Raw genomic sequence first — 26,829 nt, 5'->3', positions numbered from 1 at the left:
GTTGGGGGCCTATAAGCCGCGCTTATGCCTGGGCCGACGCGGAGATCAACGCGTCCACCGTGGCGCGCATGATCGGCAGCCGGATGAGGTCCGGCCAGGTGTACAGCGCGGTCAGCCGTTGCGCCGCAGACTCCACCTCGATCGCCGTCAGGCCGGGGTGCTGCAGGAACGACAGCAGCAGCCTCGGCACGAGCGCGACGCCCAGACCTGCGGTGACGAGGCTCTGGATGGCCAGGTTGTCGTCGGTCGAGCAGGTGATGTCCGGGACGAAGCCCGCCTTCTCGCACGCCTGGTGCAACGCGCGCTGGCAGCGCACGCAACCGGCGATCCAGCGTTCCTCCGCCGCCTCGGTCAGCGACACCCGCTCACGCCCGGCCAGCCGGTGGCCGGTGGGCACGAGCAACGCGAGCGGCTCCCGCAGCAACGGCACGCTCAGCATGCCGTTCACGGTGGCCTCGTCCTGCGGTTCGTCGAGGTAGCTGAAGCTCAGCACCAGGTCGGCCTCACCGCGGCGGAGCAGGGCGAACGAGTCCGGCGGCTCCTCCTCGACGAGCTCGAGCCGCAGCTGAGGGCGTTCCTCCGCCAGGATCGCGGCCGCTGCGGGCACCAGGGACACGTTGGCGCTGGGGAAGGCGCAGATGCGGATCGTGCCGATGTCGTGCGTCGCTATCGCGCTGACCTGCTGGTGGGTCGTCGCCAGCCGGTCGAGCAGGTCCGACCCGCGTTCCGCCAGGATCCGCCCGGCCTCGGTGAGGTGCAGGCCCCGGCCCGTCCGCACGAACAGCGGCCCGCCCACCTGCCGTTCCAGCGCGCGCATCTGCTGGCTGACGGCGGGCTGGGTGCAGTGCAGCAGGCGCGCGGCGGCGCTGAACGATCCGGTCCTCGCCACCGTCGCGAAGACCTCCAACTGCCGGGTGTCGAACATTCCCGCAGCGTAAGGCTCACTTGCCGGAGAAGAACGCGTCGAGCGTGCCGCCGTTGCTCTCGCAGTGCCGGCGGGTCGTCTCGAGCGTCGCCGGTTTCTCCGCCTCGTCGGCCATGCCCACCTGCGCGAAGACCCGCCGCAGCAGCTCGATCTGCTCCTCCAGACCGGCCCGCAGGAAGTCGCTGCAACTCGACCGGACGGTCAGCCCGCCGTTCGACGGCGAGCCGTCCGCGGGCACGAAGACGAAGAGCAGGGCGATGACCACCGCGAGCCCGAATCCGACGACCGCGCCGTTGCCGGAGCTCTTGCGCGGCGCCAGCCAGGCCTCCGCCTCCCGCACGAACGGCTCGGCGGGGGAGAGGTCGGTGTCGATCCAGAACTCGAGGCTGTCACCGCCGGTCACGTCGAACTGGACGTGACCGGCGGCCAGCATGATGCGTTCGACCTGCTCGCGCTCGTACGAGCCGGTCCAGAACGGCTCCGGGCGCACGAACACGAGGCGGTCCGGCAACAGGAACACCACGTCGCGCTCACCGCGGGCGAGGCGTCCGGTCTGGCCGGGGCCGAGGATCGCGCCCGCGAGCCGTGCCGTGACGAGGGCGTGTTCGTGCTCGTCGAGGGCCTCGGCGGCCGACGACCACAGATCGGGTTCCACGTCACTGCTATCGCCGCGAGTGGGGACCTGGGTTAGCCGTGCCGGCCGAGGTTCCTCCGAATGCCTTTCAGAACGTGAGCTTCCAGGAGTTGATGTAGCCGGTGTCCTGCCGCGCCACGTCCTGGACCTGCAGCTTCCACGTGCCGTTCGCGACCTCGCTCGACGCGTTGACCGTGTAGGTCGCCACGACGTTGTCGGCGGAGTCGTTGTTCGAGGCCTTCAGGCGGTACGCGGTGCCGTCCGGGGCGATCAGGTCGATGACCAGGTCACCGCGGTAGGTGTGCACGATGTTGACGTCGACCTTCAACGTCGCCGGGGCGTTGCCCGTGATGCCCGAGACCGTGATGGAGCTGCTCACGGCCGCGCCCGCGTCCGGGATGGCCACGTCGTTCGTGTTCTCGAACGACCCGCCGCCGGGAGGGGTCGTGCCGGTGTCGACGGCGGCGAACGCGTCGACGCGGCCCTCACCGAAGAAGTTGTTCTTCGCCGTCGTGCCGCTGCACCGGCTGTCGGTGCAGCTCAGGTCGTCCGCCTGGGTCGCGAGCAGCGCGCGCAGCTGCGCCGGGGTCGCGGTGGGGTTGGTCGACTTGAGCAGCGCGGCGACGCCCGCGACGTGCGGGGAGGCCATCGACGTGCCGGACATGGTGGTGTAGCGGCCACCGGGGATCGTCGAGTAGACGCTGTCGCCGGGCGCCGCGACGTGGATCTTGTCGGTGCCGAAGTTCGAGAACGACGACTTGGCGTTGCTGGAGTTGATCGACGCGACGCTGACGACGCCGGAGACCTCGGTCGGGACGCTCAGGCAGGAGTTGGTGACCGTGCGCGTCGCCGGGGTCGAGTCGTTGGGGCTGCTGGAGTCGCTCGACTTGTTCGCCAGGTTGTAGTTCTCGTTGCCCGCCGCGGCGACGTTGAGCACGCCCTTGCCCTCGGCGTACGCCACCGCGCGCTTCACGCCCTCGAGGATCGCGTCCTGGTCGGCGTTGTCCGGGCAGTTGAACAACCACGGGTCGGTGTAATAGCTGTTGTTGGTCACCTCGAAGCCGCGGTCACCGGAGAACACCATGGCGCAGATGGTGTTCTCGGGGAAGAACAACCCGCTCGGCTTCTCCGCGATGCGCACCGACGCCACCTTCACGCCGGGAGCGACACCGACCATGCCGCGGCCGTTCTTGGCGGCCGCGATCGTGCCGGCCACGTGCGTGCCGTGCGACCCGGTGTCCCGCCACGACCCGGTGCGCGTGTCGAGCTTGCCGTAAGCGCACGACGCGGAGTTGGCGGAGTCGAAGTTCGGCGCGAGATCGGCGTGCAGGTCGTCAACGCCCGTGTCGAGCACACCGACCGTGACACTGGAAGACCCGGTGTTGACCGCCCACGCCCTGTCAGCGCCGATCTGGCTCATGTCCGCCCGCACCGGCTCCCCGGTCGCCGGCGTGGCCTGCGACGGCGAGGTGGGAACCGGCGGGTTCGCCGCCTCCGCCGGAACGTCACTCGTGCGGGTGGCACCGACCTTCTGCACACCGGCCGTGGCGCGCATCTTGGCGGCGAAGTCCGCGGCGCTCGAATGCGCGACGACGACGCCGATGGCGTCGAAGCTCGACCACACCGTCCCGCCGTTGCCGCTCACGGCCGTCTTGGCACCGGCGGTGTCACCGGGCGCCGTGATGACCAGATAACTGCGCGTACCTGCGGCGGGCGCGGCAGCGGCGGGGGTGGCCGCCGCCAGCACACCGGCGCCCACGGCCGCGGCGATGACCGCGGCGCGCAGGCGTGATCGTGAACCCAGGAACACGATTCCTCCAACTCCTAAGCGGGCGTCGCCCGCGCACGTCGCGCGGGTGCAGGGGCCCGTCAGAGTCATTAGAGGAGGTCAGGAGGGAATCGGGACGCCTGGTTCCGGAAATGCCCCGTTCGGCTTACTACGAACGTCGCACGTCAGGCGTGTCGCGTGAGCAGCCCGACGAAGTGGTTCACGTCGGCCTGCAAGCACCTCCCCGGCGTGCTCGCCCGTGCAGCCCGGAGCCCACCCGCTGCCGTCGTCTTAGAGGGAGAAGTGGAACCCGATGCCCGCGGCCCGGAGGTGCGCGGCCGTGAGCAGTGCCGGCTCCCTCGCCCGGTTCTCCACCACGGCCTGGATCGGATTGACCGTCAGGTCGCCGACGTTCCCCATCTACAGCGCGACCCCCATGCCCCGCAGCTTCTCGACGTGGTGCGCCGGGCTCTGCGCGTTCCAGATGCCGTCGAACGGCCAGATCGGCGACCCGAACACGGCGTCCGCGTTCACGGTGGGAATGCCCGACGCGGGGTTGACCAGAGTGGTGGTCACGGCGGCGCGCACCTCGGAGTTCCGCATGTCGAGGCCTCCCAAGAAGCTGCCGACGTGGCTGAACAGCTCGGGCCGGTGCTCGGCGTAGTGGAACGCCCCGAACCCGCCCATCGAGTGCCCGGCGACCGCCCTGTTCGCCCGGTCGGCCTTCGTGCGCAGGTTGGTGTCCACGAACGGGATCACCTGGTCCAGGTGGAACGTCTCCCAGTTCTGCGGCCCGGCCGCACCGGGGTTGACCCAGTTCGAGTACCAGCCGCGGCCGCTCCCGTTGAGCTGCACGGTGATCAGGTCCTCGTTCTCGGTCGCCCTCTCGACCACGCGCTGGTTCCAGGGGAGTCGGGGCGGTCCGGGTGGCCGCGCAGGTAGTACTGGACCGGGTAACGGGTGTTGGTGTCGTAGTCGGCGGGCAGCGTGACGACGATGGCGTGCCGGCCGGGCTCCTGGCCCTGGAGGAGGGGCGGCGTGGGCACCTCGTTCGTGGACACGCTGAAGACGAAGATGCGGCGGTTCTCGTCGACCCACCTCGGCTGGCTCGTGACGGTGAGGCCGAAGGCATTCGCTAGGTGCGGTGGTGCCTCGTCGGCCTTGGCCTGGGGGCCGGACAGCGTCGTGGCGGCGGTCAGGGCGGTGATCAGGAACGCACCGCGCCTGGTGGCGGTGCGGAATCGGACTGACAGCCGCGATCCTGGTGTTCGGCCTGGTGGGAGGACCAGGCCAGGGACCGGCCATTGGTGGCCGGTCGTCACTTGGGCGGTTGTACCTGGTTCACCGACTGGCCCGGGAGTTGGCTCGGTTGTTGCAGCACGCCGGTCACCGCTGCCCCGGCGAAGCCCGTTGCGAGCGCCGTGACGCCGGCGATCACCACCGTCGACACGGGGACCAGGAACGACTTCAACCGGGTGAAGTCGCGAATGCGCCCCCACCGCACGTTCGCCGCACGCGTGAGCCACCATTCCCACGCCAGGCCGAGGCACAGGCAGAACACCAGGGTGAACCCGGCCTTGATCCCCACCGCCAGCGCAAGAGCGCGCATCGGTGCGCTGAAATCGATGGCCAGGATCTCGGCCGGCAGTACCACGAGCAGCAGTGCCATCGCCTTGGTGAGCGGAGTGGCACCTCGGACAGCGGGGTAGAAGTATCCGAAGATCGCGCCGAGCACGATCCAACGGAGGCAGTACGAGCCCCAGAGGACCAGGATGAGCGGTGACCACTCCTTGAACATGTACAGGTTGCTCATCGTCGCGGTGACTGCCGGCCACATCTCGTACACGACAGACGGCAGGCTGATCACCGCGGCGATCAGCGCGCCGAACCGCGCGTTGTGCGTCAGGCTTCGGCCTGCCGCGGAACCCTGCGCGGCCTGTGTCAGCCCGACCTTGTGCCCGTCGAGGTGACGGAAGTGACCAGCCCCTACGTCGAGGGTCCTCTGCGCGGCCATCGCTTCCTGCGGTGTCACGTCGTGCCCGGCCACTTTGCTTCTTGCTGCTCGGTGGTGCGCGGTGGCGTATTCCTGCATGCTGCGCCGGTAGGTGTCGAGGCGCAGCAGTCGCGCGTGGGCCAGCGGACTCACGAGAGCGAGCCGCTTCGCATTGGGGCCGTTCCTGATGAGCCAGGCCATGAGAGCGATGAAAAGCATCAGTCTCAAGACATCGACGGAAACCGGTGCCCACGAGATCCAGACGGGCAGGAGCAAAGCGATCCCGGCGGCTCTGGGAAGAGCTGTGCCTACTGTGTCGGCATCATCCCGGGCTCGCCACAGCAGTCTGGCCAAGTACGCCAGGAGGACATAGCCGCTCGCGACCAGCATATGCTCGGCGATGTACAGCTCGGACGTGCTGAAGTTCGCCGTGAACGCGATCGCGTGGAGATCCAGAATCCTCCAGTTGTACAGCAACAAATGGATCGGTGACATACATGCCAGTGTGGCGAAGAGCCCAGCCGTGGCCACCGCCCGTCCGCTGCCCCACCTTCGCAGGCCGACGTATACCGCGATGGCCCACGGTATCAGCCCGACCGGTGCAAGGAATCCCTGGGGGAAATCTATGTGGTGCAAGAAAATGACGCTGGTCAGGCAGATCGCGCCGAACAGCAGGCTATGTCGCCAGCTTCTGAACGAGGGGATGAAAATCGATGCTAGAAGGCCTGTTCCGAAGGCGATCATCACCCTTCCGTACGTCCCTGGGTGGTCGAACTGATCGAGGCCGACGTAGGCCATCGTTCCGAGTGCCACGACCGTGGTGAGGGTGGCGCTGAACTTCCGTGGCGTCAGTTCGGTGCGATGAAACGCAAGAACCAGTGCTGTGGGTACTGCGACGAAAATTATGACAAAAATCAGGCTCTTGACTCCGAGATTTATCACCGTCGTGAGACCGCCTGCTACGAAAACGCTCAGAACCAGCCATCCGAACAGGTGTCTGACCGTGTGCCGCTGAGGTGAGTATTCCTTCCTGGAAAGCACGAGGAAGCTTGTCCAGGGAAAAAGTGCCAACAATGGGAAGAGAAGCAAAGTTTTCGGGTCATTTGCTTTCTTGGAGGACGGCACGTACGGTACGTCTGGCGCTGGGAGGCCGTCTGGGGAAACCGAAAAAACAATCGGCGACTGCGCGTGGACGAACGAGTAAGTCGCAGTGGTGTGGTCCTGGCTCCGTACCGTTGCGCCATCAACGCGAGTGATCTTCATTTGCTCGGTCCGGATCGAAACCTCACCGAGTTCGAGAGCGTTGCGCCACTCATTGGTCGCCTTGCGCATTTTGACGGTGACCGCTCCAAGTGGCACAGTGGCGCTGGAGACTGCAGTGACACGTGCCATCTTCGTACTGCTGTCGACCGCGATGGCGATGGCTGACGGCTCCATCGTGGCCTCCTCGCTGCTGCGCACGGCGATGAGACCGAAGTGGTTTCTCACGAACTCCTTGTCGCTGACGAAGTTCAGGCTGCGCAGGCAATCGAGCACCGGATCGTGAGTGGCGAGCACTAGTTCGAACGTGGCATCGACACGTGCGGAAGCGCCCTGGCGGTTCACTGTGAACGACGTCTTCCAGGACCGTCGCAATTCCCGCGTCCGCTCGACGCACTGAAGATCGTTGGAGTAGGAGACGACCACTCTAACGCCGCTGTTGTCGCCGTCGTGGTAGAAGACATCACGCAGTGATCTGTCGCCCGCAAGCTGTCTCTCGACGTCCCAAGCCCAGATATTGCCACCTGTAATGGAATCTTCCAGCCAGCCGGCGGAACCCGCCAGGACGCCCAGCATCAAGAGGGAGAACAAGAGTCGAAGCGTTCTTCGCGCCCTCTGCATGAGCTGCCATTCCTCGAATAGTCGGCCGACTATTCGACTTCGTCATGGCCGCGGAGAGCGTTACAGAGCTGCTCTGCAGACCTGCAGCAGCAGGCTGTGGAAGTGGTGCACGCCGTCTTCGGACGGCCCGGTTCCCGCCGTAGACGATCCGCCCCTGGGCGAACGTCGGCGTGCGCATCCCGTGCTGGACGCTCTCCACGATGCCGATGTCCTGCTGCTGCAACACCTCATCGATGTACCGCACACCGTCGAGTTCCGCGGCGGTGAGGTCGGTGGTCTCGAAGTAGAAGTCCCACGTCTCGCGGGTGTGTTCCGACCGCGCGGATCAGCCAGGTCGGCCCCGCGCGGAAACGGCCCTGCGCCTCGGTGTTGATGCGCTCGAACTCCTCGTCGGCCTGCGCGAGCGACCAGAGCTGCAGCCGAGTCCGCGCTCACCCGCCGAGCTCGGTGAGCACCGCCGGCAGGCGTTCGAAGCCGCGCAGGATGCGGGTCGGGCGGCGGTGCGCGCCCGGCAGCGTCGTCAGGCCGGGGAAGCGGTCGAAGATCGTCCGCAGGCCGATCTCCCCCTCCATGCGCGCGAGCTGGGCGCCCAGGCAGTAGTGGCGGCCCGCACCGAACGAGACGTGGTCGCGGGCGTTCGGGCGGGTCACGTCGAACGCCGACGGGTTCTCGAAGACGGACGGGTCGCGGTTCGCGCCGGCGAGCACGGTCGTGACCAGCTGGCCTCGCCGCACCGGAGCCCCGGCGACCGTCGTGTCGCGGGCGCACAGGCGGCCCGTCAGCAGGACGGGCGGGTCGTAACGCAGGACCTCGTCGACGGCGTTGCTCCACAGCGACGGGTCCGCGCGGAGGGCTTCGAGTTGCGCGGGGTGCTTGGTGAGCAACGAGATGCCGTTGCCGATCAGGTTGACGGTGGTCTCGAAACCGGCGGCGAGCACGAGGCCCGCGGTGGCCTTGAGCTCGCGTTCGGTGAGGCCCTCGCCGTCCTCGCGGGCGGTGATGAGGCGGCTCAGCAGGTTGTCGCCGGGGTGGGCGCGCAGCGCGTCGAGGTGGCGGGAGAGCCAGTCGTCGAACGAGTTCAAGCCCGTCTCGACGTCGCGGAACACCCGCCACGACAGGCCGAGGTCGAGCGACGGTGCCGCGGCCGCGCCGAGGGCCAGGACGGTGGAGCGCTCCTGCGCCGGCACGCCGAGGATCTCGCTGATCACGGTGACCGGGAGCAGGCCGCAGTACGCCTCGATCAGGTCTACCGGGCTGGACGGGTCCAGGTCGTCGAGCAGTTCGTCGGCGATCTCCTGGGTGCGGACGCGCAGCTGTTCGACGGCGCGGGCGGTGAAGACGCGGGTGACGAGCTTGCGGTAGCGGGTGTGCGCGGGCGGTTCGACGGCCAGCAGCGACGGCGGCTGGACGGGGTGCAAGACCTCGGTGGACGACCACGCGGCGAGCTTGCCGAGGACGCCGGCGCCGAAGCGCGGGCGGGCCGTCACGAACGCGTCGTCGGACAGGACAGCCTTGACGACCTCGTGCCGCGTCGTGGTGTGGCCGATGCGCGTGGCGGCCAGCGGGCCGCGGGCGCGGATCTCGTCGAACAGGCCCGTCAGGTCGGCGCCGGTGGAGGCCTCGACGGTGATGCGGCCCTGCAGGTCGCCGCGGCGGGCGGCCAGGCGGAGCACGGCACGCGGCAGGGCGTGCCCGATGCTCCAGCGCACCGCGGGTTTGACGTGCTGCTCAGCCAGGCTCGTCACGGTTCGCAGCGTGCCCAGGGGGCCGCCGGGAGTCAAGGCCTCGGCCGTCCGGGCGATTCGGGAGTCCACTTGGGACGGCGCGATAGGGTGCGCCGCCATGGAGATCCGGGCGCTGCTCGACCGCATGGACGACGACCGCTGGAGGACCGAGGCCGGCGACTTCACGCGTGAGCACGGGATCACGACGTTCGGCCGGTTGGTGGAGCTGCTCACGACCGCGCAGGACGGCGACGTCGTGCGGCAGGGCTATCGGGTGTTCTCCCTGCTGGCGGCGGACGACGAGCTCTACGCCGGCCTGCTGGGCCACCCGCACCACGGCATCCGGCGGGCGGCCGCGAGCATGTTCCGCGGCGAGAAGGCGTTGCGGTACTCCCGCGAACTCCTGCCGCTCCTCGCCGACGAGGACCATCACGCGCAAAGGGAAGCGCTGTGGGCGTTCGGCACGATGGGTCCGGAAGTGCTGCCACTGCTGCAGGAGACCCGCCGCACGGCCAAGGGCGCGCTGCGCAGGGGTGCCCTCGTCGGCATCGCCGAGGTCGCCGGCCCCGACGCGTTCCTGCCGCAGGACCGCAGGGTGGTCGACCGGTTCGTCCGGTACAAGATCGAGGACGAGGCGTACGACGTCGACGAGATGCACCTGTGCGGCGGCTGGTACGCGATCAGGACGGACGACCAGGCGGCCGTGCTCGGCGTCTGCGGCCTGCACGACCCGGTGCCGGTGACCAGGGTGCTGGGCGCCGACGCGTGGAACAACGACCACCACGCCTGGTCCAAGGACGACGAGCACGTCCGGTGCGCCAGGGTCTACGTGACGGGGGCGTGGGACGGCTGGACGCTCGTGTTCGGCGAGCCGTTCGAGCACGGAACCCGTTCGGTGCAGGAGATCTGCGCGGTGCTGAGCGCCGTCTTCGGCGAGACGCACTACTACGGCATGAGTTGTGGTGACGGCTGGACGGCGTGGTGCATCGCCGAGGACGGGGAGATCGTCCGCTACTACGACGCGTTCGAGGAGGACGAGCAGATCGGCGAGCTCGAGGTCGAGAACGGCTGGTGCCTGCCGCACGACCTCAGCGAGGAGAACGAGGACCTCGACGACATCTACGCCACCGACGTGGCCGGCGAACTCTCGGTGGACCCCACGTACTTCGAGGGCGACGTCGAGGGACATGGGGTGCTCGCGCTGACCCAGTGCGGCCGCGACCACGGCTCTCCCAAGGGTTTCCTGCGGATCAGCACCTGATCACCGGCACCTCCAGCGCGCGCACGGTCTCGTTGTCCGCGTCCGTGATCACCCCGGCGACGTCGGCGAACGGCAGCACGGTGAACCGCGAGGCCGTGCCGATCTTCTCCGAGCTGGCCAGCACGTAGGTGTCCGCGGCCTGGTGGGCGAGCGTGCGCTTCATCGCGGCCTCGTCCGCGTCGCCGGTCGTGAGGCCCGCGTCGGGGTGCACGCCCGTGACACCGAGGAAGAAGAGGTCCGCGTGCACGCCCCGTGCGGCCTCCACGGCAGCGGCACCGCACGCGACCATCGAGTGCTTGAAGAGCCGCCCGCCGATCACATAGACCTCGACGTCCTGATGTTCTTCCAACGCGCTCGCGATCGTCGGGCTGTGCGTGACGACCGTGGCGCGCAGGTCGAGCGGTAGGGCGCGCACGACGGCAAGGGTGGTCGTGCCGCCGTCGAGGATCACGGTGCTGCCCGGTTCGACCAACGCAGCCGCCGCCCGTGCGACCCGTTGCTTGCCATCGACCTGCACGCCCTGACGCGTGGCGTAGTCGGCGATAGCGGGCGATACGGGCAGTGCACCGCCGTACACGCGTTGGCAGAGACCCGCCGCCGCCATGTCACGCAGGTCGCGCCGGATCGTGTCCTCGGAGATGCCGACTTCGGCGGCGAGGTCCTTGGCGACGATCCGGCCGTCGGTGCGCAGTCGTTCGAGCAGCAGGTCACGGCGTTGGGCAGCCAGCATGCACGTTTCTCCTTGTTTTTGCCGAGTCTTGCACATTATGGTCGGGGTCATGCTGATTCTGATCGCGGGCCCCTACCGCTCGGGCACCGGGGACGACCCCGAACTGATGGCGCGCAACCTCGAATGCCTGGAGGAGGCCGCGTGGCCGCTCTTTCGCAGCGGGCACGTGCCGATGATCGGCGAGTGGGTCGCGCTGCCGGTGCTGCGCGGCGCGGGCGGGAGCTCGCCGACGGACCCGATCGCTTCGGAGATCATGTACCCGACGGCCGAGCGACTGCTGCGGCACTGCGAGGCGGTGCTGCGGCTGCCCGGCGAGTCGGCCGGGGCGGACGAGGACGTGCGGATCGCGCGGGAACGCGGGTTGCCGGTGTACCACCGGGTGGAGGACGTGCCGGGGTACCGCGCGGCCTAGGAGGGGACGGGGGACTCCAGCCTACGGCCGCGCCGAGCGCGCCGCCGCCACGAACTCCCGCATCCGGCCGTGGTCCTTGACCCCGCGGCTCGACTCGATCCCGCTCGACACGTCCACGCCCCACGGCCGCGCGACGCCGATCGCGTCCGCCACGGTCTCCGGCGACAGCCCGCCCGCCAGCACCCACCTGCCGGTGGGCGGGTTCCCGGCGAGCCGCGTGATGTCCCACTGCTCGCCCGACCCGGCGACCGGGGAGTCGATCAGCAGCAACTCCTCGCCGAACGCCCCGGTGCGCACGTCCGTGCCCGGCCCCAGGGCCGTTGCCCTGACCAGGCCGAACGGCAGGTCCGCCAGTTCGTCGAAGGCTTCCTTCGAGTAGTCGCCATGCAGCTGCAACGCGCGCACGCCCGTCTTCAGCGCCAGCTCGCCGGCCTCCGTGGCCGTGATGCCGCGCACGACGGCGACGGTGAGGACGTCCGCGGGCACCTCCGCCACGAGCCTGCTCGCCAGGTCGACGTCGATCTGGCGGGGGCTGGTGGTCAGCACGAAACCGACGGCGTCGGCGCCCGACTCCACGGCGGTGGTGACGTCGGACTCGGTGCGCAGGCCACAAAGCTTCACGAACACACCACCGATCCTAGTGATGTGGCGACGAACGCACTGTCACGCGGCTAACAGTCACAAGCTCCGGTGCTGCGCGGTCCTGGTTAATGGAAGACACGGGCAACGGAGGCCGCGATGAACCAACATGAACGCCGAGTAGCCACTTCGGTCCTCGTGATCGGCACCGGAGGCGCGGGACTGCGCGCCGCCATCGAACTCGCCGAGCGCGGCGTCGACGTGGTGGTCGTCGGCAAGCGCCCCAAGGCCGACGCGCACACCGCGCTCGCGGCCGGCGGCATCAACGCCGCGCTGGCGACGATGGACCCCGCCGACACGTGGCAGCAGCACGCGGCGGACACCATCAAGGAGAGCTACCACCTCGCGAACCCCGAGATCGTGCGGGTCGTGGCCGAGCAGGCGCCGCGCGGGATCGAGGACCTCGAACGCTGGGGCATGCCGTTCGCGCGGGAGGCCGACGGGCGCATCTCGCAGCGGTTCTTCGGCGCGCACACGTTCCGGCGCACGTCGTTCGCCGGCGACTACACGGGCCTGGAGATCCAGCGCACGCTCGTGAACCGGGCGGCGCAGCTCGGCATCCCGATCCACGACTCCTGTTACGTCACGCGGATCCTGGTGCGCGACAACGTGGTGTTCGGCGCGTACGGGTTCGACCTGAACACCGGTGCGCGGTCCGTGTTCCACGCCGACGCCGTCATCCTCGCGGCGGGCGGGCACACGCGGATCTGGCGCCGCACGTCGAGCCGCCGCGACGAGAACACCGGAGACTCGTTCCGCCTCGCCGTGCTCGCGGGCGGCCGGATCCGCGACCCCGAGCTGGTCCAGTTCCACCCGTCCGGCCTGCTCGAACCCGAGAACGCGGCCGGCACGCTCGTCTCGGAGGCCGCGCGCGGCGAGGGCGGCGTCCTGACGAACGCCTCGGGCGAGCGCTTCATGGCCCGCTACGACCCGCAGCGCATGGAACTGTCCACACGCGACAGGGTGGCGCTCGCCGCGTACACCGAGATCAAGGAGGGCCGCGGCACCCCGAACGGCGGTGTGTGGCTCGACGTGTCGCACCTGCCGCGCGAGCAGATCATGCAACGCCTGCCCAGGGTGTACCAGACGCTGCTCGAACTGCAGATGAAGGACATCACCCGGGAACCGGTGGAGATCGCGCCGACCGCGCACTACTCGATGGGCGGCGTGTGGGTGTCGCCCGCCGACCACTCCACCGGGGTGGAGGGCCTGTACGCGATCGGGGAGGCGTCCAGCGGACTGCACGGCGCGAACCGGCTCGGCGGCAACTCGCTCATCGAACTGCTGGTGTACGGGCGGATCGTCGGCGAGGCGGCGGCGGAGTACTCGGCCTCCCTGGACGCGCAACGGCGTTCGCGCGAGGCGCTCGACGAGGCCCGGTCCGAAGTGGACGGACTGCTGGCCGCCGACGGGCAGGAGAACGTCCGTGCCCTGCAACGCGCGTTGCGCAACACCATGACCGAGCACGCGGGCGTCGTCCGCGACGAAGCCGGGCTGCGCAAGGGACTCGAGGAGCTGGACCAGCTGGAGGAGCGCATCCGCCACGTCGGCGTGCACCCCGACCTGGCCGGGTTCCAGGACCTCGCGCACGCGTTCGACCTGCTGTCGTCGGCGCTCGCCGCCCGCGCGACCCTGGAGTGCGCGCTCGAACGCCGTGAGACCCGCGGCTGCCACAACAGGTCCGACCACCCGGACCTCGACCCCGCGCAGCAGGTGAACCTCGTCTGGTCGGGGCCGGGACAGGTGGACCGGGAGGAGATCCCCGCGGTGCCCGCCGAGATCACTGCTCTGATGAGGGACGTCGACACGACCGGCAAGCTGGTCGAGTGAGCGGCGGGGGGCGGGGGACGGGCCCCGCCCCCCGCCGGGGACGTCACGGTCGTGGCGCCCTGAGGTGCTTGCGCGCCTCCAGTTCTTCCGGTTCGACGACGGTCAGCATCGGCTGACCGGGCGCGCAGAACATCGTGACGACGAAGGCCGACTCCTCGTCGGCCAGGTGGTTGCCGTCCTGGTAGTGGATGACGTCGCCGCCCGGTTCCCAGAACGTCCCACCCGCGCGCACGACCCGCTCCGGCTCGCCTTCGAGCTCGAAGACGATGGCGCCCTTGACGACGTAGCCGTACGCGGGCCCGGAGTGCCGGTGTGGCGGGGCTCCCGGGCTCGACGGCGGCAGCGTCACGAAGATCGTCATGGCCTCGGCGCCGTCAGGGATCTGCGGCGCTCCCGCCACGGTGCCGATGACGTCGATCTTCGGCGGCGGACCGCTCTGGTCGGGGTTGTCCAACTGGTGCGTGTGTTCGTGGCTCATGTCCGAAAAGACAACGCGGCGAGGCGATCTGTGACAGCGTCCGGGTTCGCCCGCCGAGAGGAAGACCGTTGCACGAGGAGATCGCCGGCTGGGAACTGTCCCGCCAAGACGGCGAGGAGCACTTCCGCAAGTGCCTGGCCAACGGCGTCACCGTCCACGCGACCTGGGGCGGCACCGGCACGGTCGAGGCGTACACCGAACCCGCCGGGATCGGGCGCACCATCGCCCGCGGCCGCGAGGAGTTCCGCGACAGGGAGGCGTTCTTCACCGCCGCGCGGCTCGTCGTCGACATGGCCGCCAACCTGCCGTCGTTCCGGATGGGCGCGCAGACGCACGCGGACCACGTGCTGACCGGCGAGGTGGCGGGGTCGGTGGACGCGATGCCCGGTTCGGGCGCGGTGCCGGAGGCCGAACTGAGGTTCACGCTCACGGACGGCCGCTCGGTCACGCTGATCCTCACCGAGGACCAGTCGCACGACCTCACGTCGAGCATCTACTCGCTGAGCAAGCACGTCTGGTCCGAGCAGCACGAGGAGCAGCACGAAGAACAGCGCGAGGCAGTGCCGGAGCGCGTGGCCGAGGTGCCGGACGTCAGCGAGGTGGAGGCGGGACCGGACACCGGCCACGAGCTGATGCTGGTGCTGGAGCAGCGGTTCGGCGTCACCCAGGACTTCCTGCTGGCGCACGTCGACTGGTCCGCCGTGGTCGTCGTCGGCGAACCGGCGGTCAGCACGCTGCTCGACCGCGCGGACGAGCTGACCGAGGCCATCGCGCCGAGGTGGTTCCCCGGCGCGGTCGAACGGCCCGGTGAGGTCTGGGTGGTCCTGCACCGCGCGTTCGGGTAGGTCAGGGCTTGAAGGGGAGCAGTTCCTCCTCGACGCCGGTCCGCACCACCACGCACGTCGACTCCGGCACCTCCTGCCACGCCCCGACGAGGTCGGCGAGCGGTTCGGAGACGATCAGCCGCGAGTCGTCGGCGAGGTGGTGCAGAGCCGGGTTGTCGGGGTACTGGCGGCGCAGCGTCGACACGTCGGTGCTGTGGTAGAGCGTCCGCGACTTGCCGCGGCTCGAGTACCGGAACGCCCAGGTGGTCGAGCCGTCGGTGACCGCGACGGTCATCTGGACCGGGTACTCGATCCCCGCGCGCCGCCCGACGTCCTCGACGAACTCGACCATGCGCGCCACCCCGGCCGGCGGGTCCTGCTCCAGGCCGAAGCTGATGGCCAGGTAGAACATGATCTCGGAGTCCGTCGACCCCTCGACCAGTGGGAACAGCACGGGGTCGATCGCGAGCACCAGCTCGCGCCGCACCAGCGGGAACTTCGGGATCAGCCCGTTGTGCATCCACAACCAGTTCTGGTGGCGGAACGGGTGGCAGTTCGACCGCTGCACCGCGCCGCCCGTGGACGCCCGCACGTGCGCGAAGACCCGGTCGACCGTGATCTGCGCGGACAGTTCTCGCAGGTTGCGGTCGTTCCACGCGGGCTCGGTGCTCAGGAAGAGGCCGGGAGTGCTCGTGCTGCCGTACCAGCCGATGCCGAACCCGTCCCCGTTCACGGCCGTCGCACCCAGCCGGGCGTGCTTGGACTGCATGACGAGCGAGTTCTCCGGCGCGTAGAGCAACTCCTCCAGCAGAACGGGCGAACCGGAATACGCGAGCCACCGGCACATGACGAACCTCCTAGACCCCAGCTGCTACATGGGAACACGTAGCAGACCGGAATGGGAGGTTTGCGGCGACGCGCCCTCCTCGGGCAGCATGGCTGGGGTGACGGTCCCTCCCGGCTTACGGCAGCCGCCCTACGAACAGCCGCGCGGGAACTTCGAGACGATCGAGGTGTACGCGCCGGTCACGCAGGTGCCGCCCCGCCAGGAACCGCCCCGTCCCGCGCCGCCCCGTCCCGTGCCGCCTCGCCCTGGGCCGGAGCCGGTCGAGGAGTCCGCGGAGCGCTCCGACATCGCCGTCATCGGCCCGATCGCCGCCGTCGTGCTCGCCCTCACCGCCAGCACCCTGGTCCTCGACCACCCCGCGGCCCGCGCCGTCGCCGCCGGTCTCGCCACGATCGGGCTGATCGTGGCGGTGGCGTTGATGCTGATGGGCAGGAAGCCGAAGCCGGGACGGCACGTGGCCCGGCACGCGGTCGACCCGGAGGCGACGGACCGGATCGCGCCTCCCGGGTGGGGGACGACGGACCGGCGCCGCTGACCCGCGGCTCAGCGCAGGGTCGCGAGCCCCGCCTTCGCGAACTTCTCGTCCAGGTCGCCGCTGGGCGCCCCGCCGACCCCGATGCCCGCCACGGACGTGCCGTCGACCGCCACCGGCACGCCGCCGCCCAGGAACAACGTGCCGGGGATGTCCCGCAGCGTCGCGCCCTGGCCCGTGACGCGGCCGGCGAGTTCCGAGGTCGGGGCGTTGAACGACACCGCGGTGAACGCCTTGCGGCGTGCCGACTCCTCGGTCTGCGGGCCCGCGCCGTCGCCCGCGAGGAGCACCACGAGGTCGCCGCTGCGGTCCACGACGGCGACTGTGACGCGCTGGTTCTCCTTCTCGGCCGCGTCGAGGGTGGCCTGGGCGGCCCTGACCGCCGCGTCGATGGTCAGCACCTTCTCCGTGCGGGTGGTGGTGCGCTGGTCCGCAGCCGCGTAGCCGCCGCCGATGCTCAGCACGACGAGGGTGGCGATTGCGATCTTCTTGATGTCCATGACCACAACACTGGTCTCGTCAGGGCTGCTTGCCATGGTGGTGATGGTTGAACGTCGGTTCAACCCATCGGTTGACCCGCGGGGCGTGCCGGTTCGCCTAGGGTCGCCGTCGTGTGGCTGCACAGGGCGATGCACGCGGGGTTCTACGTGCTGCTGACGGCGTCGGCGGCGCGGTATGTCGCGTACCACGGCGCCGACCTCGCCGTGCTCGGGCCGGCGGCGGTGCTGGGGCTCGTCTACCCCGCGAGCGTGCGGTGGCCGCGGACCCTGCCGGTCGTGCTGGCCGTGTGGCTGGTGCTGGTGTGGCTCGCGCCGAGCTTCGGCTGGTGCGCGATCCCGTTGTTCTTCCAGTGCCTGCGCCAGCTGCGGCCGCGGGTGGCGCTGCCGGTCGCGGGCGTGCTGACGGTCGCGGTGGTGGCGGCGCAGGTGAGGCTGGCGGCGACGTTCGACTGGTCGCTCGTGCTCGGCCCGGTGGGGGTCGCGGTGCTGACGGCGGCGGTGTTCTTCGACCGCGCGCGGCTGCTGCACGAGGCCGGGGTGCTGGAGGAACGCCAACGCCTCGCGCGCGAGATCCACGACACCCTCGCGCAGGGCTTCTCCAGCATCAACCTGCTGCTCTCGCTCGGAGAGACGGAGAAGGCCGCCGAGGTGGCGCGGGACAACCTGGGCGAGGCGCGCCGGTTCGTGCGCGACCTGGCGCCGATCCACGGCACACTGGTCGACGCGCTGCACCGGCTGGTCCCGCACGTGGAGGTGGACGGCGAGCCGTACCCGTTGACCGTGCAGACGGAGGTCGCACTGCTGCGGGTCGCCCAGGGCGCCGTGGCCAACGCCGCCGAGCACGCCGCGGCCTCGCGGGTCGCGATCACGTTGTCGTACCTGGGAGACGCGGTGACACTGGACGTGGTGGACGACGGGCGCGGCTTCGACCCGGCGGCGGTGCAGGCCGCCGACGGCCGCGGCTACGGGCTGGCGTCGATCCGCGGCCGCATCTCGGAGCTGGGCGGCACCGTGTCCGTCGAGAGCGCGCCGGGGGAGGGAACCGCAGTGGCCGTGACGGTGCCGACGCCGTGAGGGTGCTGGTGGTCGACGACCACCCGGTGGTCCGCTTCGGACTGGCCGGGTTGCTGTCGCGCGACTTCGAGGTGGTCGAGGCCACGACCGGCGAGGACGCGGTGCTACGTGCATCCACTGTGGACGTCGTGCTGATGGATCTCCAGCTGGGCAAGGGGATCGACGGCGTGGAGGCCACCCGCCGCATCCGCGCGCAGGAGGACGCGCCCCAGGTCGTGGTGCTCACCACCTACGACTCGGACGCCGACATCGTGCGCGCCGTCGAGGCGGGCGCGATCGGCTACCTGCTCAAGGACTGCGCGCCGGAGGAGCTCGCCAAGGCCGTGCGCACGGCGTCGACCGGCCAGACCGTGCTGTCGCCGGACATCGCGCAACGGCTGCTGCGCCAGGTCCGCGGCCCGGCGCCGAAGCTCAGCAAGCGCGAGGTGCAGATCCTGGAGCACCTGGCGCGCGGCCTGTCGAACCGGGAGATCGCGAAGGCGCTGTTCATCAGCGAGGCCACGGTGAAGACGCACCTGGTGCGGATCTTCGCGAAGCTCGGGGTGGAGACGCGGACGGCGGCCGTGACGACCGCCGTGGAACGCAAGCTGATCCGGCTCTAGTCCAACGACGGCGGCGTCGTCTTCACCAGGCGCTCGTCCGGCCGGCTGCCCGACATCGCGAGCATCCCGCGCAACACCTGCAGCAGCTTGCGCAGCCCACCGGGCTTGCGGCGGTCGATCCCCCCGATCACCTGCTTCAGCACGCTGAGCTGGTCGAAGTAGATCCGCTCGGTGACCAGGTTCTCGTTCTCGTCGAATATGAAGTACGCGTTCATCCGCGTGCGGTGCGTGCCGCCGGTCGCCGGGATCTTGCCCAGCGGACCGAGGTGCGTGCCCAGCAACCAGAACTCGACGATCACGGCGTCGACGCTGTGCCGGAACGAGATCAGCTCGTGGTGCTGGTCGGGGAACGCCACGCGCGTGTCGGTGTAGTACTGGCGCACCGCGTCGTCGCCGTCGTGGACGACCATCTGGGCGATGATCTCGTAGTGGGGGTGCGGGAACGTCGAGAGCGTGGCGTCCCAGTCGTGGGCGACCTCGTCGCGGAAGTGGTCGAGCACGAGCTTTTCGCGCGCCTGAAGGACTTCCCCGGACGGGAAGGTGAAGCGGTCGGACATGGCGGGAGCTCCTCAGTGGACGATCTGGCCGTGGCTGAACGTCGGCTTGGTGCCGGGGTTCGTCCACGCGCCGGTGAGTTCGCTGGAGGGGAAGAACTGCAGGAATCGCGGGTCGGACTGGCTGCGGTCGGCGAGCGTCTTCTCCAGGACGGTCGAGTTGTACTGGTCGGCCGTGCTCTCGATGGTGTTGGCGTTGAGCACGACCTCGTGCTGCCACCGGCGTGACCAGGCGGCGAGGCCCGGCAGCTTCGAGTGCTCGGGGGTCAGCGCCTCGGCGGCGATGACGTTCTCGCTGCTCACCCAGATGCCGGTCGAGGTGTTGACGACGAGGCTCTGGTTGCCGAACACGTGGCCCGGGGTCTTGACCACCGCGACGCCCGGCCCGAGCACGACGGAGCCGTCGATCGGCAGGAACGCGTCCGGGGACAGGTCGCGGTAGGTCGACGGCTGGTACCACGGGCGCTGCAACGGGTGCAGGTCGGTGAGGGCGGTCAGCTCGTCGCGTTGCACGATCACCTTGGCGTTCGGGAAGTACGGCGTGGCACCGATCCAGCGCCTCAGGTCCTGGGTGTGCAGGTGGTCGAACATCAGGTAGTCGACGTCCTCGGGCGCGATGCCCAGCTGGTCGAGGTGGCCGGGCACGGTGCCGTGGACCTTCACCATGCGCCGCTCCACCACGTCGGGAGTGCGTTCGGACAGGTCCTCGAAGTACGGCGTGTAGCGGCCGTGCTCGTGGTCGCTCGGCTCGAACAGCAGGACCCGCTCCCGGTCGCCCTCGGTCCAGCGGATCACCAGCATGCGGTTCGTGATCGACAGGAACGGCGCGATCGCCCGCGACGCCCTGAACAGCCCGAACCGGGTCGGGTACGGCAGCGTCACCAGGTCACGCGTGACGATGCCGCCCGGCGTGCCGGTCGTGACGAACTCCCGCCGGAACGCCTCGCCGCGTTCGCGCACGAGACGCAGCCGCGCTCCAGGGCCGCCTTCGACGTCCATGCCGTCGAGCGTGTCGATCGCGCTGAAGTTCATCACCCCTCCAATACCCACACTGTGGGTTAATTCGAAGGTTAAACCCACGGTGTGGGCATCCGCAAGGCACAATGGCCGGATGACTGGAACCCGCCGAGGCCGTCCGCGGACGCCGCTGCTGTCGCGCGAGTCGATCGTCGCGGCGACGCTGCAGGTCATCGACGCCGAGGGCGTGGCGGGCGTGGGCATGCGGTCGGTCGCGCGGGCGCTCGGGGTCGACGCGAAGAGCCTCTACAACCACGTCGACGGCAAGGACGGCCTGCTCGACGCCGTCGCCGAGCAGCTGCTGGGCGGCCTGGTGCTGCCCGCACCCACCGGCGACGCGCGCCACGACCTGCACGCCATCGCGACGGCGTTCCGTTCGCGCGCGCTGGCGCACCCCGGTGCCGCGCCGCTCGTGCTCACCCGCCAGCTGTCGTCGCTGGAAGGCCTCGCGCCGGTCGACGCGGTGCTCTCGGTGCTGCTGGCCGCGGGCGCCACGCCGGAGCAGTCCGTGCACCTGCTGCGGATGTTGCTCGCCACGCTGATCGGCACGTTGCTGCGCGAGCTCTCGGCCGCGCCGGCGTTCGGGGGCGACGACGGGGAGCGGCGCCGGGCGCTGGAGGCCTCCGGGCTGCCGGCGGTGGTCACGACGGCGCCGCACCTGGCGGCGTTCGACCGCGACGCGGAGTTCGAGCACACCGTGGACCTGGCGATCACCGCCGTGCTGGACCGCCTCGGTCAGCGGTCGGGGTCCAGGTCCTCGTAGAGGCCCTGCACCAGCCGCCCGGTCGGTTCGCCGCCGGACGTCTCGAGCAACGCCCAGCCGGGCGAGCCGGTGGCGTCGTCGCCGGGATCGTCCAGGAAGTACAGGGCCGAGTGCAGTGCCTCGTACGCGACCATGCGCGCGAACGCCCGCAGGTCCTGCGGATCCATGCCGGACATCCTTCCGGTTGATCTTCGTCCGGCGCGGTGGGCCGAACGGAGGCAGACTGCCTCAGCGTGAACCTTCGACGGTGGCCCGTGGTCGCGGCGGCGGGATTCGTCTTCGCGGCGGTCGTGTACGTCCTCGCCGTGCTGACGAAGGCCGGCCAGACCATCGAGAACGCCGCGCTGCGCGGCGCGGACCAGGACGACGTGTCCGGAACGGACGCCGCCTGGCAGTCGCTCGGCCAGATCACGATCTACTCGCTGGCCGCGGCGGTCGTCGCGGTGGCGCTGGTAGGGGTGCTGAGAAAGCGCTGGGACCTCACGATCGCCGCCGTGGGCGTGATCGTCGCCGGCCAGGTCGTGGTGCAGGCGCTCAAGCGGTTCGTCCTGCCGCGCCCGGCACTGGTCGAGGTCACCGGCGACTACGCGCACAACAGCCTCCCGAGTGGACACACGACGATCGCGATGACCGTGCTGTTCGCGGCGGTGATCGTGGTGCCGTGGAAGTGGCGCGGGGTCGTGCTGTTCTTCGTGCTGCCGTGGGCGACGGCGATCGGCCAGTACACGCTGACCGCGAAGTGGCACCGCCTCAGCGACACCCTCGCCGCCGACGGCATCGCGCTCGCCCTCGCCGCGCTCGCCGCGTGGTGGTTGCAGCGCAGGGGATCCCTGAAGCCCTACACCGGACCGCGACGCGTCGGCCGGGTCGTGCTGGTCGTGTTCTGGTCGCTCGGTGCGGCCGCGTCACTCGTCCTCGGCGCGATCCTGTGGGGGTTCCCGCTGGCCAGAGAGGGGCTGAACGCCGACGAGTGGGTGATCTACCTCGGCGCCGGGTCGTTCGCGTCGGCCGGGTCGCTGCTCGCCGCGCTGACCTACCTGGCCTGCTGGCGCCGGATCGAGTGACAACCAGTTGATCTCCCGCGCGTCCATTCCAGTGGAGAGGTTTCGGGAGAAGGGGACAGGACGTTGAGCTTCAACCGACGTGCGGCGCTGACCTTGGGCGCGGGAGCGGCACTGGCCGTGGCGGTTCCGGCCCAGGCACAGGCGTCGACGATCACCGGCAGGCTGCGCGAGCTCGAGAGGCAGCACCACGCGCGCCTCGGCGTGTTCGCGACGGACACCGGCACCGGCCGGACGGTGCTGCACCGGGCCGACGAGCTCTTCCCGATGTGCTCGACCTTCAAGACCATCGCGGCCGCGGCGGTCCTGCGCAAGGACCGCGACGGGACGTTGCTGGGCAAGGTGATCACCTACACCCAGTCCGATGTGGACAAATCCGGGTACGGGCCGATCACGGGCAGGCCCGAGAACCTCGCGAACGGCATGACCGTCTCGGCCCTGTGCGAGGCGACCATCACCTTCAGCGACAACTGCGCGGCCAACCTGCTGCTCAAGGAACTCGGCGGGCCCACGGCGATCAGCCGCTTCTGCCGCTCGATCGGCGACCCCGTCACGCGCCTCGACCGCTGGGAGCCGGAGCTGAACTCCGCGGAACCGGGCCGCGTCACCGACACGACGTCGCCGCGCGCCATCGGCCAGAGCTACGCGCGCCTGACGCTGGGCCACGCCCTCAACTCCAACGACTCCGACCAGCTCACGAAGTGGTTGCTGGCGAACACGACCGGCGACAACCGCCTCCGTGCCGGCCTGCCCGCCGCGTGGCGCTGGGGCGACAAGACCGGCACCGGCAGCTACGGCACGACGAACGACGTCGGCATCGCGTTCCCGGTCGGCCGCGCGCCGATCGTGATCGCCGTGCTGTCGACGCGCGAGAGCGAGCCGACCGGCGGCGCCGACGAGCCGTTGCTCGCCAAGACCGCTGAGCTGGTGGCCGCGACGTTCAGCTGATCGCCGCTAGCCGCATCGCCGCCGCACCGGCTACGTTCGACGTGAATCTCGTTCACGTTCCCAAAGGCGGCGGCGATGCGGCGAGCGGTTCTCCTGACGGTCCTCTTCCTCTTCTCCCTGGTGATCACCCCTGCCCGCGCGGAGTTCGACGGCTCCGAGCTGCGGGTCTCCGGCGGGGTCTTCCGCGACGAACACGGCCGCGAGGTGGTGTTGCGCGGCTTCAACGTCTCCGGCACGGCGAAACTGGCCGAGAACCGCGGGCTCCCGTTCGCGAACGTCGCCGACGCGCGGAAGTCGGCGCAGGCGATGAAGCAGCTGACCGGCGCGAACGCCGTGCGGTTCCTGCTGACGTGGGCGTGGATCGAACCGCGGCGCGGCCAGATCGACCACACCTACCTCGACGGTGTCACGGCCCAGCTGCGGGCTTTCACCGGTGAGGGCATCCGCGTCTACCTCGACTTCCACCAGGACCTGTACTCGCGCTACCTGTTCAACTCCGGCAGCTGGTACACCGGCGACGGCGCCCCGGCCTGGGCCGCGAGCGGGTACCCCAAGGAGTCGTGCGGGATCTGCGTGCACTGGGGCCAGAACATGAAGAACAACAACGCCGTCACCGCCGCCACCTACGACTTCTGGCACAACCGGAACGGCGTGCAGGACTCGTTCGTCAACGCGGCCGGCGAGGCGCTTGAGCACGTGAAGCAGTCGTTGCCCGGCAACGAGTTCAAGCTCGTGGTCGGCGTCGACCCGCTGAACGAGCCGTACGCCGGCAAGTATGACGCCGGACAGACCTCGCAGACGTGGGAGCGCGACCTGCTGATGCCGTTCTACCAGCGCTTCCGCGCGGAGATGGACGAGGCGGGCTGGGCGCACAAGCCAGCGTTCGTGGAGCCGCTGGTGTTCTGGAACCAGAACGTGGACTTCTTCGCCGAACCCGGTGGGCTGACCCTGGTCCCGTCGCTCGGCGAGAGGTTCGTGTTCAACGCGCACTTCTACGACGGCAAGGCGCAGTCCGGGATCCTCATGCCGGGCAAGGCGGGCGACGGCCAGTACACCCAGGCGTTCGGCACGATCCGCGACCGCGCGCGGGCGCTCGGCACCACCGCGATCGTCTCCGAGTTCGGCCACCCGGTCGCGGGCTTCACCTCCGACAAGACGCCGTCCGTGCTGAAGGCGATCTACCAGGGCCTCGACTCGACGGCGCCGGGCGCGCGCTGGTGGTCGGCGCCGCGCGGCAGCGTGCTCTCGGGCAGCCAGTGGCACTGGGACACCAACTACGGCCGCCACCGCGAGCTGATGAACGACAACCCGGCCAAGGTCAAGACCGACGGCGACGCGATGAACGACGAGCACTTCTCGGCCGTGAAGCTCGACGACGCCGGCACCGCGGTGCTGAACGTCGACCGCGCCCTCGTCGACCGCGTCTACCCGCAGGCCGTCGCGGGCACCACGCTCGCGTTCACCTACGAGGACCGCGTCTACCAGACCTGGCAGCAGATCCCGCTCCCGAACGTTCGCGCGCTCGTCGGCTCGGCCCCGTTCGCGGTGCTGGTCTGGGACTCGGACGGGGGCTCCGCGCCGACCGAGCTGCACCTGCCGGGGTCGCTGCGCTCGCCGCTGGTCGTCAGCTCGGCGGCTTCCACCGTGCAAGGTGACAAACTCCTGCTCCGCAGCGGCGCCGGACGCCAGTTCGCGCTGGTCACGGCCCCGTCCGGCGGCGACGTCGCCGCTTCGGAGGCCGAGATTCGACAGTGGTACGTAAGCTGGTGAAGTGCGAACAAGGCCCACTCTGACCTGGTCGAACCCCGGCCCGTCGCTGCCGCGCACCTCCACCCTCGCCGACGTCGTGCCGATCGTCGAGGAGGGCGGGGTGCTGGTGCTCAGCGGCGCGGGCATCTCGACGGAGTCCGGCATCCCGGACTACCGCGGCGAGGGCGGGTCGCTGCGCAAGCACACCCCGATGACGTACGAGGAGTTCACCACCAGCGAGGCCGGCCGGCGGCGCTACTGGGCGCGCAGCCACGTCGGCTGGCGCACCATCGCCCGCGCGCACCCCAACGCGGGCCACCACGCCGTGCGTCGGCTGCACCCGAAACTGGCCGGGGTGATCACCCAGAACGTCGACGGCCTGCACCAGGCCGCGGGTTCCCCGGACGTCGTGGAGCTGCACGGCGGCCTCGACCGCGTGATCTGCCTCGGCTGCAGGCTGATCACGCCGCGCCTCGACCTCGACCGGCGCCTGCGCGAGGCCAACCCGGACTTCCACGCGACGACGGACGAGATCAACCCGGACGGCGACGTCTTCCTGCCCGAGGAGCAGGTGCGCGGCTTCCAGGTCGTGCCGTGCGAGGCGTGCGGCGGCGTGCTCAAGCCGGACGTCGTGTTCTTCGGCGAGAACGTGCCGCGCCCGCGCGTCGAGCAGTGCTACTCGCTCGTCGACGGCGCGCGGTCCCTGCTCGTCCTCGGGTCCTCGCTGACGGTCATGTCGGGGCTGCGGTTCGTGCGGCGGGCGGCCGCGGCGGGCATTCCCGTCGTGATCATCAACCGGGGCGAGACGCGCGGTGATCCGCACGCGTCGCACCGGGTCGACCTGCCGCTCGGGACAACGCTGACGGAGCTGGCGGAAGTCGTTGTGCGGTGAGGAATGGTGACATTCCCGGTGGACGACGTCACGCCCGTCACCGACCCGCTGCACGCCGTCGGCAAGGCGTTCGCGGAACACCGGCCCCTGGTGCTGTCACCGGACGCGGTGTGGGCCTCGCCGGCGTCACCCGGCACGAGGACGGCGCGCTGGAACCGGTGGCGGGCTGGGCGCTGACGGCTGCTCCGCCGGGCATCGAGACGGTGCTGGACCGCGTCGTCGCCGAGCAGCTGTCGGAGCCGCGGCTGAGCTAGTGGCGTGGCTCAGAACGTTGCCGGTGTATTCGTGGTCAGACGGGTGTCTCGTGGTGCCGCCCCCACGCCCTCGTACTGGTTGTACGGGGGCGTGGGGGCGGTGCCGCGAGGCGCCCTGCTGAGCGCGGATACGCCGCTAACGTTCTGAGTCGCACCACTAGTTCTGCGACCGGAACTGGTCCAGCACGCGCCGCTCCCGCTTCGTCGGACGCCCCGCGCCCCGGTCGCGGCGCGCGATCGGGATCTCCGGCGGTGGCTTGGGCGTGCGGTCGATGAAGCACATCGCCGCCACCTCGGCGCCGACCCGCTTCTGGATCACCCTGACCACCTCGACGACGCGGGTCTTGTCGCCGACGCGGGCGCGGACCTGGTCGCCGGGCACGACCGTCGTGGAGGGCTTGGCGGGCTTGTCGTTGATGCGCACGTGGCCGCCCCGGCACGCCTGGGCGGCGTCGGGGCGGGTCTTCGTCAGCCTGACCGCCCACAGCCAGCGGTCGATGCGCGTGGACTCCACCCCGCCATCATGGCACCCGCGGCGGTGGTGACGCCGTCCCGGCCCGGCCGCTAAGCCTCCACTGTGGACGGCAGGCCGAGCATCCGCCCGAGGCCCGACAGCTCCAGCACCCTCGTCACCTGGACGGACGCCGCCGAGACCTTCAGGCCGCCCGCCGCGGCCGACGCGCGGGCGTGACCGCGCACCAGGGCGCTCACGCCGCTGGAGTCGCAGAACGTCACGCCGCTCAGGTCGAGGACCACGTAGCGGTGGCCGTTGTCGAGCAGGCGGTCGAGCCGGGCGAGAAGCCGTTCCGCGCCGGGACCGGCGAGTTCACCGGAGACGGTGATCAGGGTGGAGGCAGGCGACGACTTCGTCACCGTGACTTCGAGCATTTCGCAGCAGTACCCGCTCCCGCCGGGCCCGAAACCACCCCTCGGCCCG

General features: G+C 70.1%; 31 protein-coding genes. 13 read left to right on the top strand and 18 right to left on the bottom strand.

Annotated elements, in window-relative coordinates:
• Positions 1-22: 22 nt before the first annotated feature.
• From ND450_RS19010 to ND450_RS18980, 8 genes are all read right to left on the bottom strand, one after another.
• Positions 23-925 carry a LysR family transcriptional regulator gene (locus tag ND450_RS19010; RefSeq protein WP_253327403.1) on the bottom strand — a complete coding sequence of 301 codons (903 nt, stop codon included), beginning with the start codon at positions 923-925 and terminating at the stop codon, positions 23-25.
• Between the two features lie 16 nt (positions 926-941).
• Positions 942-1,580, bottom strand: coding sequence for a hypothetical protein (locus ND450_RS19005; RefSeq protein WP_253327402.1), 639 nt, complete (start codon positions 1,578-1,580; stop codon positions 942-944).
• A gap of 67 nt (positions 1,581-1,647) precedes the next feature.
• A complete protein-coding gene (locus tag ND450_RS19000) occupies positions 1,648-3,369 on the bottom strand; it encodes a S8 family serine peptidase (protein WP_253327401.1) in 1,722 nt (573 codons plus the stop codon).
• A 249-nt stretch (positions 3,370-3,618) separates the two neighbouring features.
• Entirely contained in the window at positions 3,619-3,747 is a 129-nt protein-coding gene (locus ND450_RS45740) for a hypothetical protein (RefSeq protein ID WP_256557536.1), read from the bottom strand.
• Complete coding sequence (locus ND450_RS18995) at positions 3,748-4,221, bottom strand: alpha/beta hydrolase family protein (RefSeq protein ID WP_253327400.1); 474 nt, start codon at positions 4,219-4,221, stop codon at positions 3,748-3,750.
• Positions 4,188-4,649 (bottom strand): hypothetical protein, encoded by a 462-nt coding sequence (locus tag ND450_RS18990; protein WP_253327399.1) that lies wholly within the window; start codon positions 4,647-4,649, stop codon positions 4,188-4,190. Before ND450_RS18990 ends, ND450_RS18995 begins: the two co-directional genes overlap by 34 nt.
• Entirely contained in the window at positions 4,646-7,156 is a 2,511-nt protein-coding gene (locus ND450_RS18985; protein ID WP_253327398.1) for a hypothetical protein, read from the bottom strand. The genes ND450_RS18990 and ND450_RS18985 overlap by 4 nt, the downstream gene beginning before the upstream one ends.
• Before the next feature lie 476 nt (positions 7,157-7,632).
• The gene (locus ND450_RS18980; protein WP_253327397.1) at positions 7,633-8,946 is read right to left on the bottom strand and encodes a cytochrome P450; all 1,314 of its coding nucleotides are present in this window, start codon (positions 8,944-8,946) and stop codon (positions 7,633-7,635) included.
• A 97-nt stretch (positions 8,947-9,043) separates the two neighbouring features.
• On the opposite strand from ND450_RS18980, the gene ND450_RS18975 reads away from it, so the two are divergent.
• Positions 9,044-10,186 carry a HEAT repeat domain-containing protein gene (locus ND450_RS18975; protein WP_253327396.1) on the top strand — a complete coding sequence of 381 codons (1,143 nt, stop codon included), beginning with the start codon at positions 9,044-9,046 and terminating at the stop codon, positions 10,184-10,186.
• Here ND450_RS18975 and ND450_RS18970 read toward each other — a convergent pair.
• A complete protein-coding gene (locus ND450_RS18970) occupies positions 10,176-10,916 on the bottom strand; it encodes a DeoR/GlpR family DNA-binding transcription regulator (RefSeq protein WP_253327395.1) in 741 nt (246 codons plus the stop codon). The genes ND450_RS18975 and ND450_RS18970 overlap by 11 nt on opposite strands.
• A gap of 49 nt (positions 10,917-10,965) precedes the next feature.
• Here ND450_RS18970 and ND450_RS18965 point away from each other — a divergent pair, with 49 nt between their 5' ends.
• Positions 10,966-11,328, top strand: coding sequence for a DUF4406 domain-containing protein (locus tag ND450_RS18965; RefSeq protein ID WP_253327394.1), 363 nt, complete (start codon positions 10,966-10,968; stop codon positions 11,326-11,328).
• A 21-nt stretch (positions 11,329-11,349) separates the two neighbouring features.
• Here the strand turns inward: ND450_RS18965 and ND450_RS18960 are convergent, their stop codons facing one another.
• Positions 11,350-11,949, bottom strand: coding sequence for a phosphoribosylanthranilate isomerase (locus ND450_RS18960; protein ID WP_371927729.1), 600 nt, complete (start codon positions 11,947-11,949; stop codon positions 11,350-11,352).
• A gap of 117 nt (positions 11,950-12,066) precedes the next feature.
• On the opposite strand from ND450_RS18960, the gene ND450_RS18955 reads away from it, so the two are divergent.
• The gene (locus tag ND450_RS18955) at positions 12,067-13,797 is read left to right on the top strand and encodes an L-aspartate oxidase (RefSeq protein WP_253327392.1); all 1,731 of its coding nucleotides are present in this window, start codon (positions 12,067-12,069) and stop codon (positions 13,795-13,797) included.
• 43 nt (positions 13,798-13,840) lie between these two features.
• Here the strand turns inward: ND450_RS18955 and ND450_RS18950 are convergent, their stop codons facing one another.
• Positions 13,841-14,275, bottom strand: coding sequence for a cupin domain-containing protein (locus tag ND450_RS18950; RefSeq protein ID WP_253327391.1), 435 nt, complete (start codon positions 14,273-14,275; stop codon positions 13,841-13,843).
• 68 nt (positions 14,276-14,343) lie between these two features.
• Here ND450_RS18950 and ND450_RS18945 point away from each other — a divergent pair, with 68 nt between their 5' ends.
• A complete protein-coding gene (locus tag ND450_RS18945) occupies positions 14,344-15,120 on the top strand; it encodes a hypothetical protein (protein WP_253327390.1) in 777 nt (258 codons plus the stop codon).
• Between the two features lies 1 nt (position 15,121).
• Here ND450_RS18945 and ND450_RS18940 read toward each other — a convergent pair whose 3' ends face one another.
• A complete protein-coding gene (locus ND450_RS18940) occupies positions 15,122-15,946 on the bottom strand; it encodes a class II glutamine amidotransferase (protein WP_253327389.1) in 825 nt (274 codons plus the stop codon).
• A 97-nt stretch (positions 15,947-16,043) separates the two neighbouring features.
• On the opposite strand from ND450_RS18940, the gene ND450_RS18935 reads away from it, so the two are divergent.
• Complete coding sequence (locus ND450_RS18935) at positions 16,044-16,481, top strand: hypothetical protein (protein WP_253327388.1); 438 nt, start codon at positions 16,044-16,046, stop codon at positions 16,479-16,481.
• An 8-nt stretch (positions 16,482-16,489) separates the two neighbouring features.
• Here ND450_RS18935 and ND450_RS18930 read toward each other — a convergent pair whose 3' ends face one another.
• Positions 16,490-17,014 carry a heme-binding protein gene (locus ND450_RS18930; protein WP_253327387.1) on the bottom strand — a complete coding sequence of 175 codons (525 nt, stop codon included), beginning with the start codon at positions 17,012-17,014 and terminating at the stop codon, positions 16,490-16,492.
• A gap of 75 nt (positions 17,015-17,089) precedes the next feature.
• On the opposite strand from ND450_RS18930, the gene ND450_RS18925 reads away from it, so the two are divergent.
• Entirely contained in the window at positions 17,090-18,052 is a 963-nt protein-coding gene (locus tag ND450_RS18925; protein ID WP_253327386.1) for a sensor histidine kinase, read from the top strand.
• A complete protein-coding gene (locus ND450_RS18920; protein ID WP_253327385.1) occupies positions 18,049-18,654 on the top strand; it encodes a response regulator transcription factor in 606 nt (201 codons plus the stop codon). The genes ND450_RS18925 and ND450_RS18920 overlap by 4 nt, the downstream gene beginning before the upstream one ends.
• On the opposite strand, the gene ND450_RS18915 is transcribed toward ND450_RS18920, so the two are convergent.
• Both ND450_RS18915 and ND450_RS18910 read right to left on the bottom strand, forming a co-directional pair.
• Entirely contained in the window at positions 18,651-19,211 is a 561-nt protein-coding gene (locus ND450_RS18915) for an ester cyclase (protein WP_253327384.1), read from the bottom strand. The genes ND450_RS18920 and ND450_RS18915 overlap by 4 nt on opposite strands.
• Before the next feature lie 12 nt (positions 19,212-19,223).
• Complete coding sequence (locus tag ND450_RS18910) at positions 19,224-20,240, bottom strand: hypothetical protein (protein ID WP_253327383.1); 1,017 nt, start codon at positions 20,238-20,240, stop codon at positions 19,224-19,226.
• A gap of 79 nt (positions 20,241-20,319) precedes the next feature.
• On the opposite strand from ND450_RS18910, the gene ND450_RS18905 reads away from it, so the two are divergent.
• Positions 20,320-20,988: a TetR/AcrR family transcriptional regulator gene (locus tag ND450_RS18905; protein ID WP_253327382.1), complete on the top strand. Its 669-nt coding sequence runs from the start codon at positions 20,320-20,322 to the stop codon at positions 20,986-20,988.
• Here the strand turns inward: ND450_RS18905 and ND450_RS18900 are convergent.
• Positions 20,961-21,155, bottom strand: coding sequence for a hypothetical protein (locus ND450_RS18900; protein WP_253327381.1), 195 nt, complete (start codon positions 21,153-21,155; stop codon positions 20,961-20,963). The two genes, ND450_RS18905 and ND450_RS18900, sit on opposite strands and share 28 nt — an antisense overlap.
• 66 nt (positions 21,156-21,221) lie before the next feature.
• Between ND450_RS18900 and ND450_RS18895 the strand changes: the two genes are divergently transcribed.
• The 5 genes from ND450_RS18895 to ND450_RS18875 all read left to right on the top strand — a co-directional run bounded on the left by ND450_RS18895 (position 21,222) and on the right by ND450_RS18875 (position 25,892).
• Positions 21,222-22,052, top strand: coding sequence for a phosphatase PAP2 family protein (locus ND450_RS18895; RefSeq protein WP_253327380.1), 831 nt, complete (start codon positions 21,222-21,224; stop codon positions 22,050-22,052).
• Positions 22,053-22,115: 63 nt separating this feature from the next.
• Positions 22,116-22,997 (top strand): class A beta-lactamase, encoded by an 882-nt coding sequence (gene bla / locus ND450_RS18890; RefSeq protein ID WP_253327379.1) that lies wholly within the window; start codon positions 22,116-22,118, stop codon positions 22,995-22,997.
• 75 nt (positions 22,998-23,072) lie between these two features.
• Positions 23,073-24,767 (top strand): cellulase family glycosylhydrolase, encoded by a 1,695-nt coding sequence (locus tag ND450_RS18885; RefSeq protein ID WP_253327378.1) that lies wholly within the window; start codon positions 23,073-23,075, stop codon positions 24,765-24,767.
• Position 24,768: 1 nt separating this feature from the next.
• Positions 24,769-25,638, top strand: coding sequence for an NAD-dependent protein deacetylase (locus tag ND450_RS18880; protein ID WP_253327377.1), 870 nt, complete (start codon positions 24,769-24,771; stop codon positions 25,636-25,638).
• Between the two features lie 110 nt (positions 25,639-25,748).
• Positions 25,749-25,892, top strand: a complete 144-nt coding sequence (locus ND450_RS18875; RefSeq protein WP_253327376.1) for a hypothetical protein — start codon at positions 25,749-25,751, stop codon at positions 25,890-25,892.
• Between the two features lie 157 nt (positions 25,893-26,049).
• Here the strand turns inward: ND450_RS18875 and ND450_RS18870 are convergent, their stop codons facing one another.
• Entirely contained in the window at positions 26,050-26,406 is a 357-nt protein-coding gene (locus ND450_RS18870; protein WP_245786306.1) for an RNA-binding S4 domain-containing protein, read from the bottom strand.
• A gap of 50 nt (positions 26,407-26,456) precedes the next feature.
• Entirely contained in the window at positions 26,457-26,780 is a 324-nt protein-coding gene (locus ND450_RS18865; protein WP_253327375.1) for an STAS domain-containing protein, read from the bottom strand.
• Positions 26,781-26,829 lie beyond the last annotated feature (49 nt).

The sequence above is a fragment of the Lentzea sp. HUAS12 genome, from assembly GCF_024125735.1.
GTDB classification, from domain to species: Bacteria; Actinomycetota; Actinomycetes; order Mycobacteriales; family Pseudonocardiaceae; genus Lentzea; species Lentzea albida.
This window is presented reverse-complemented; position numbering and strand designations above follow the sequence as displayed.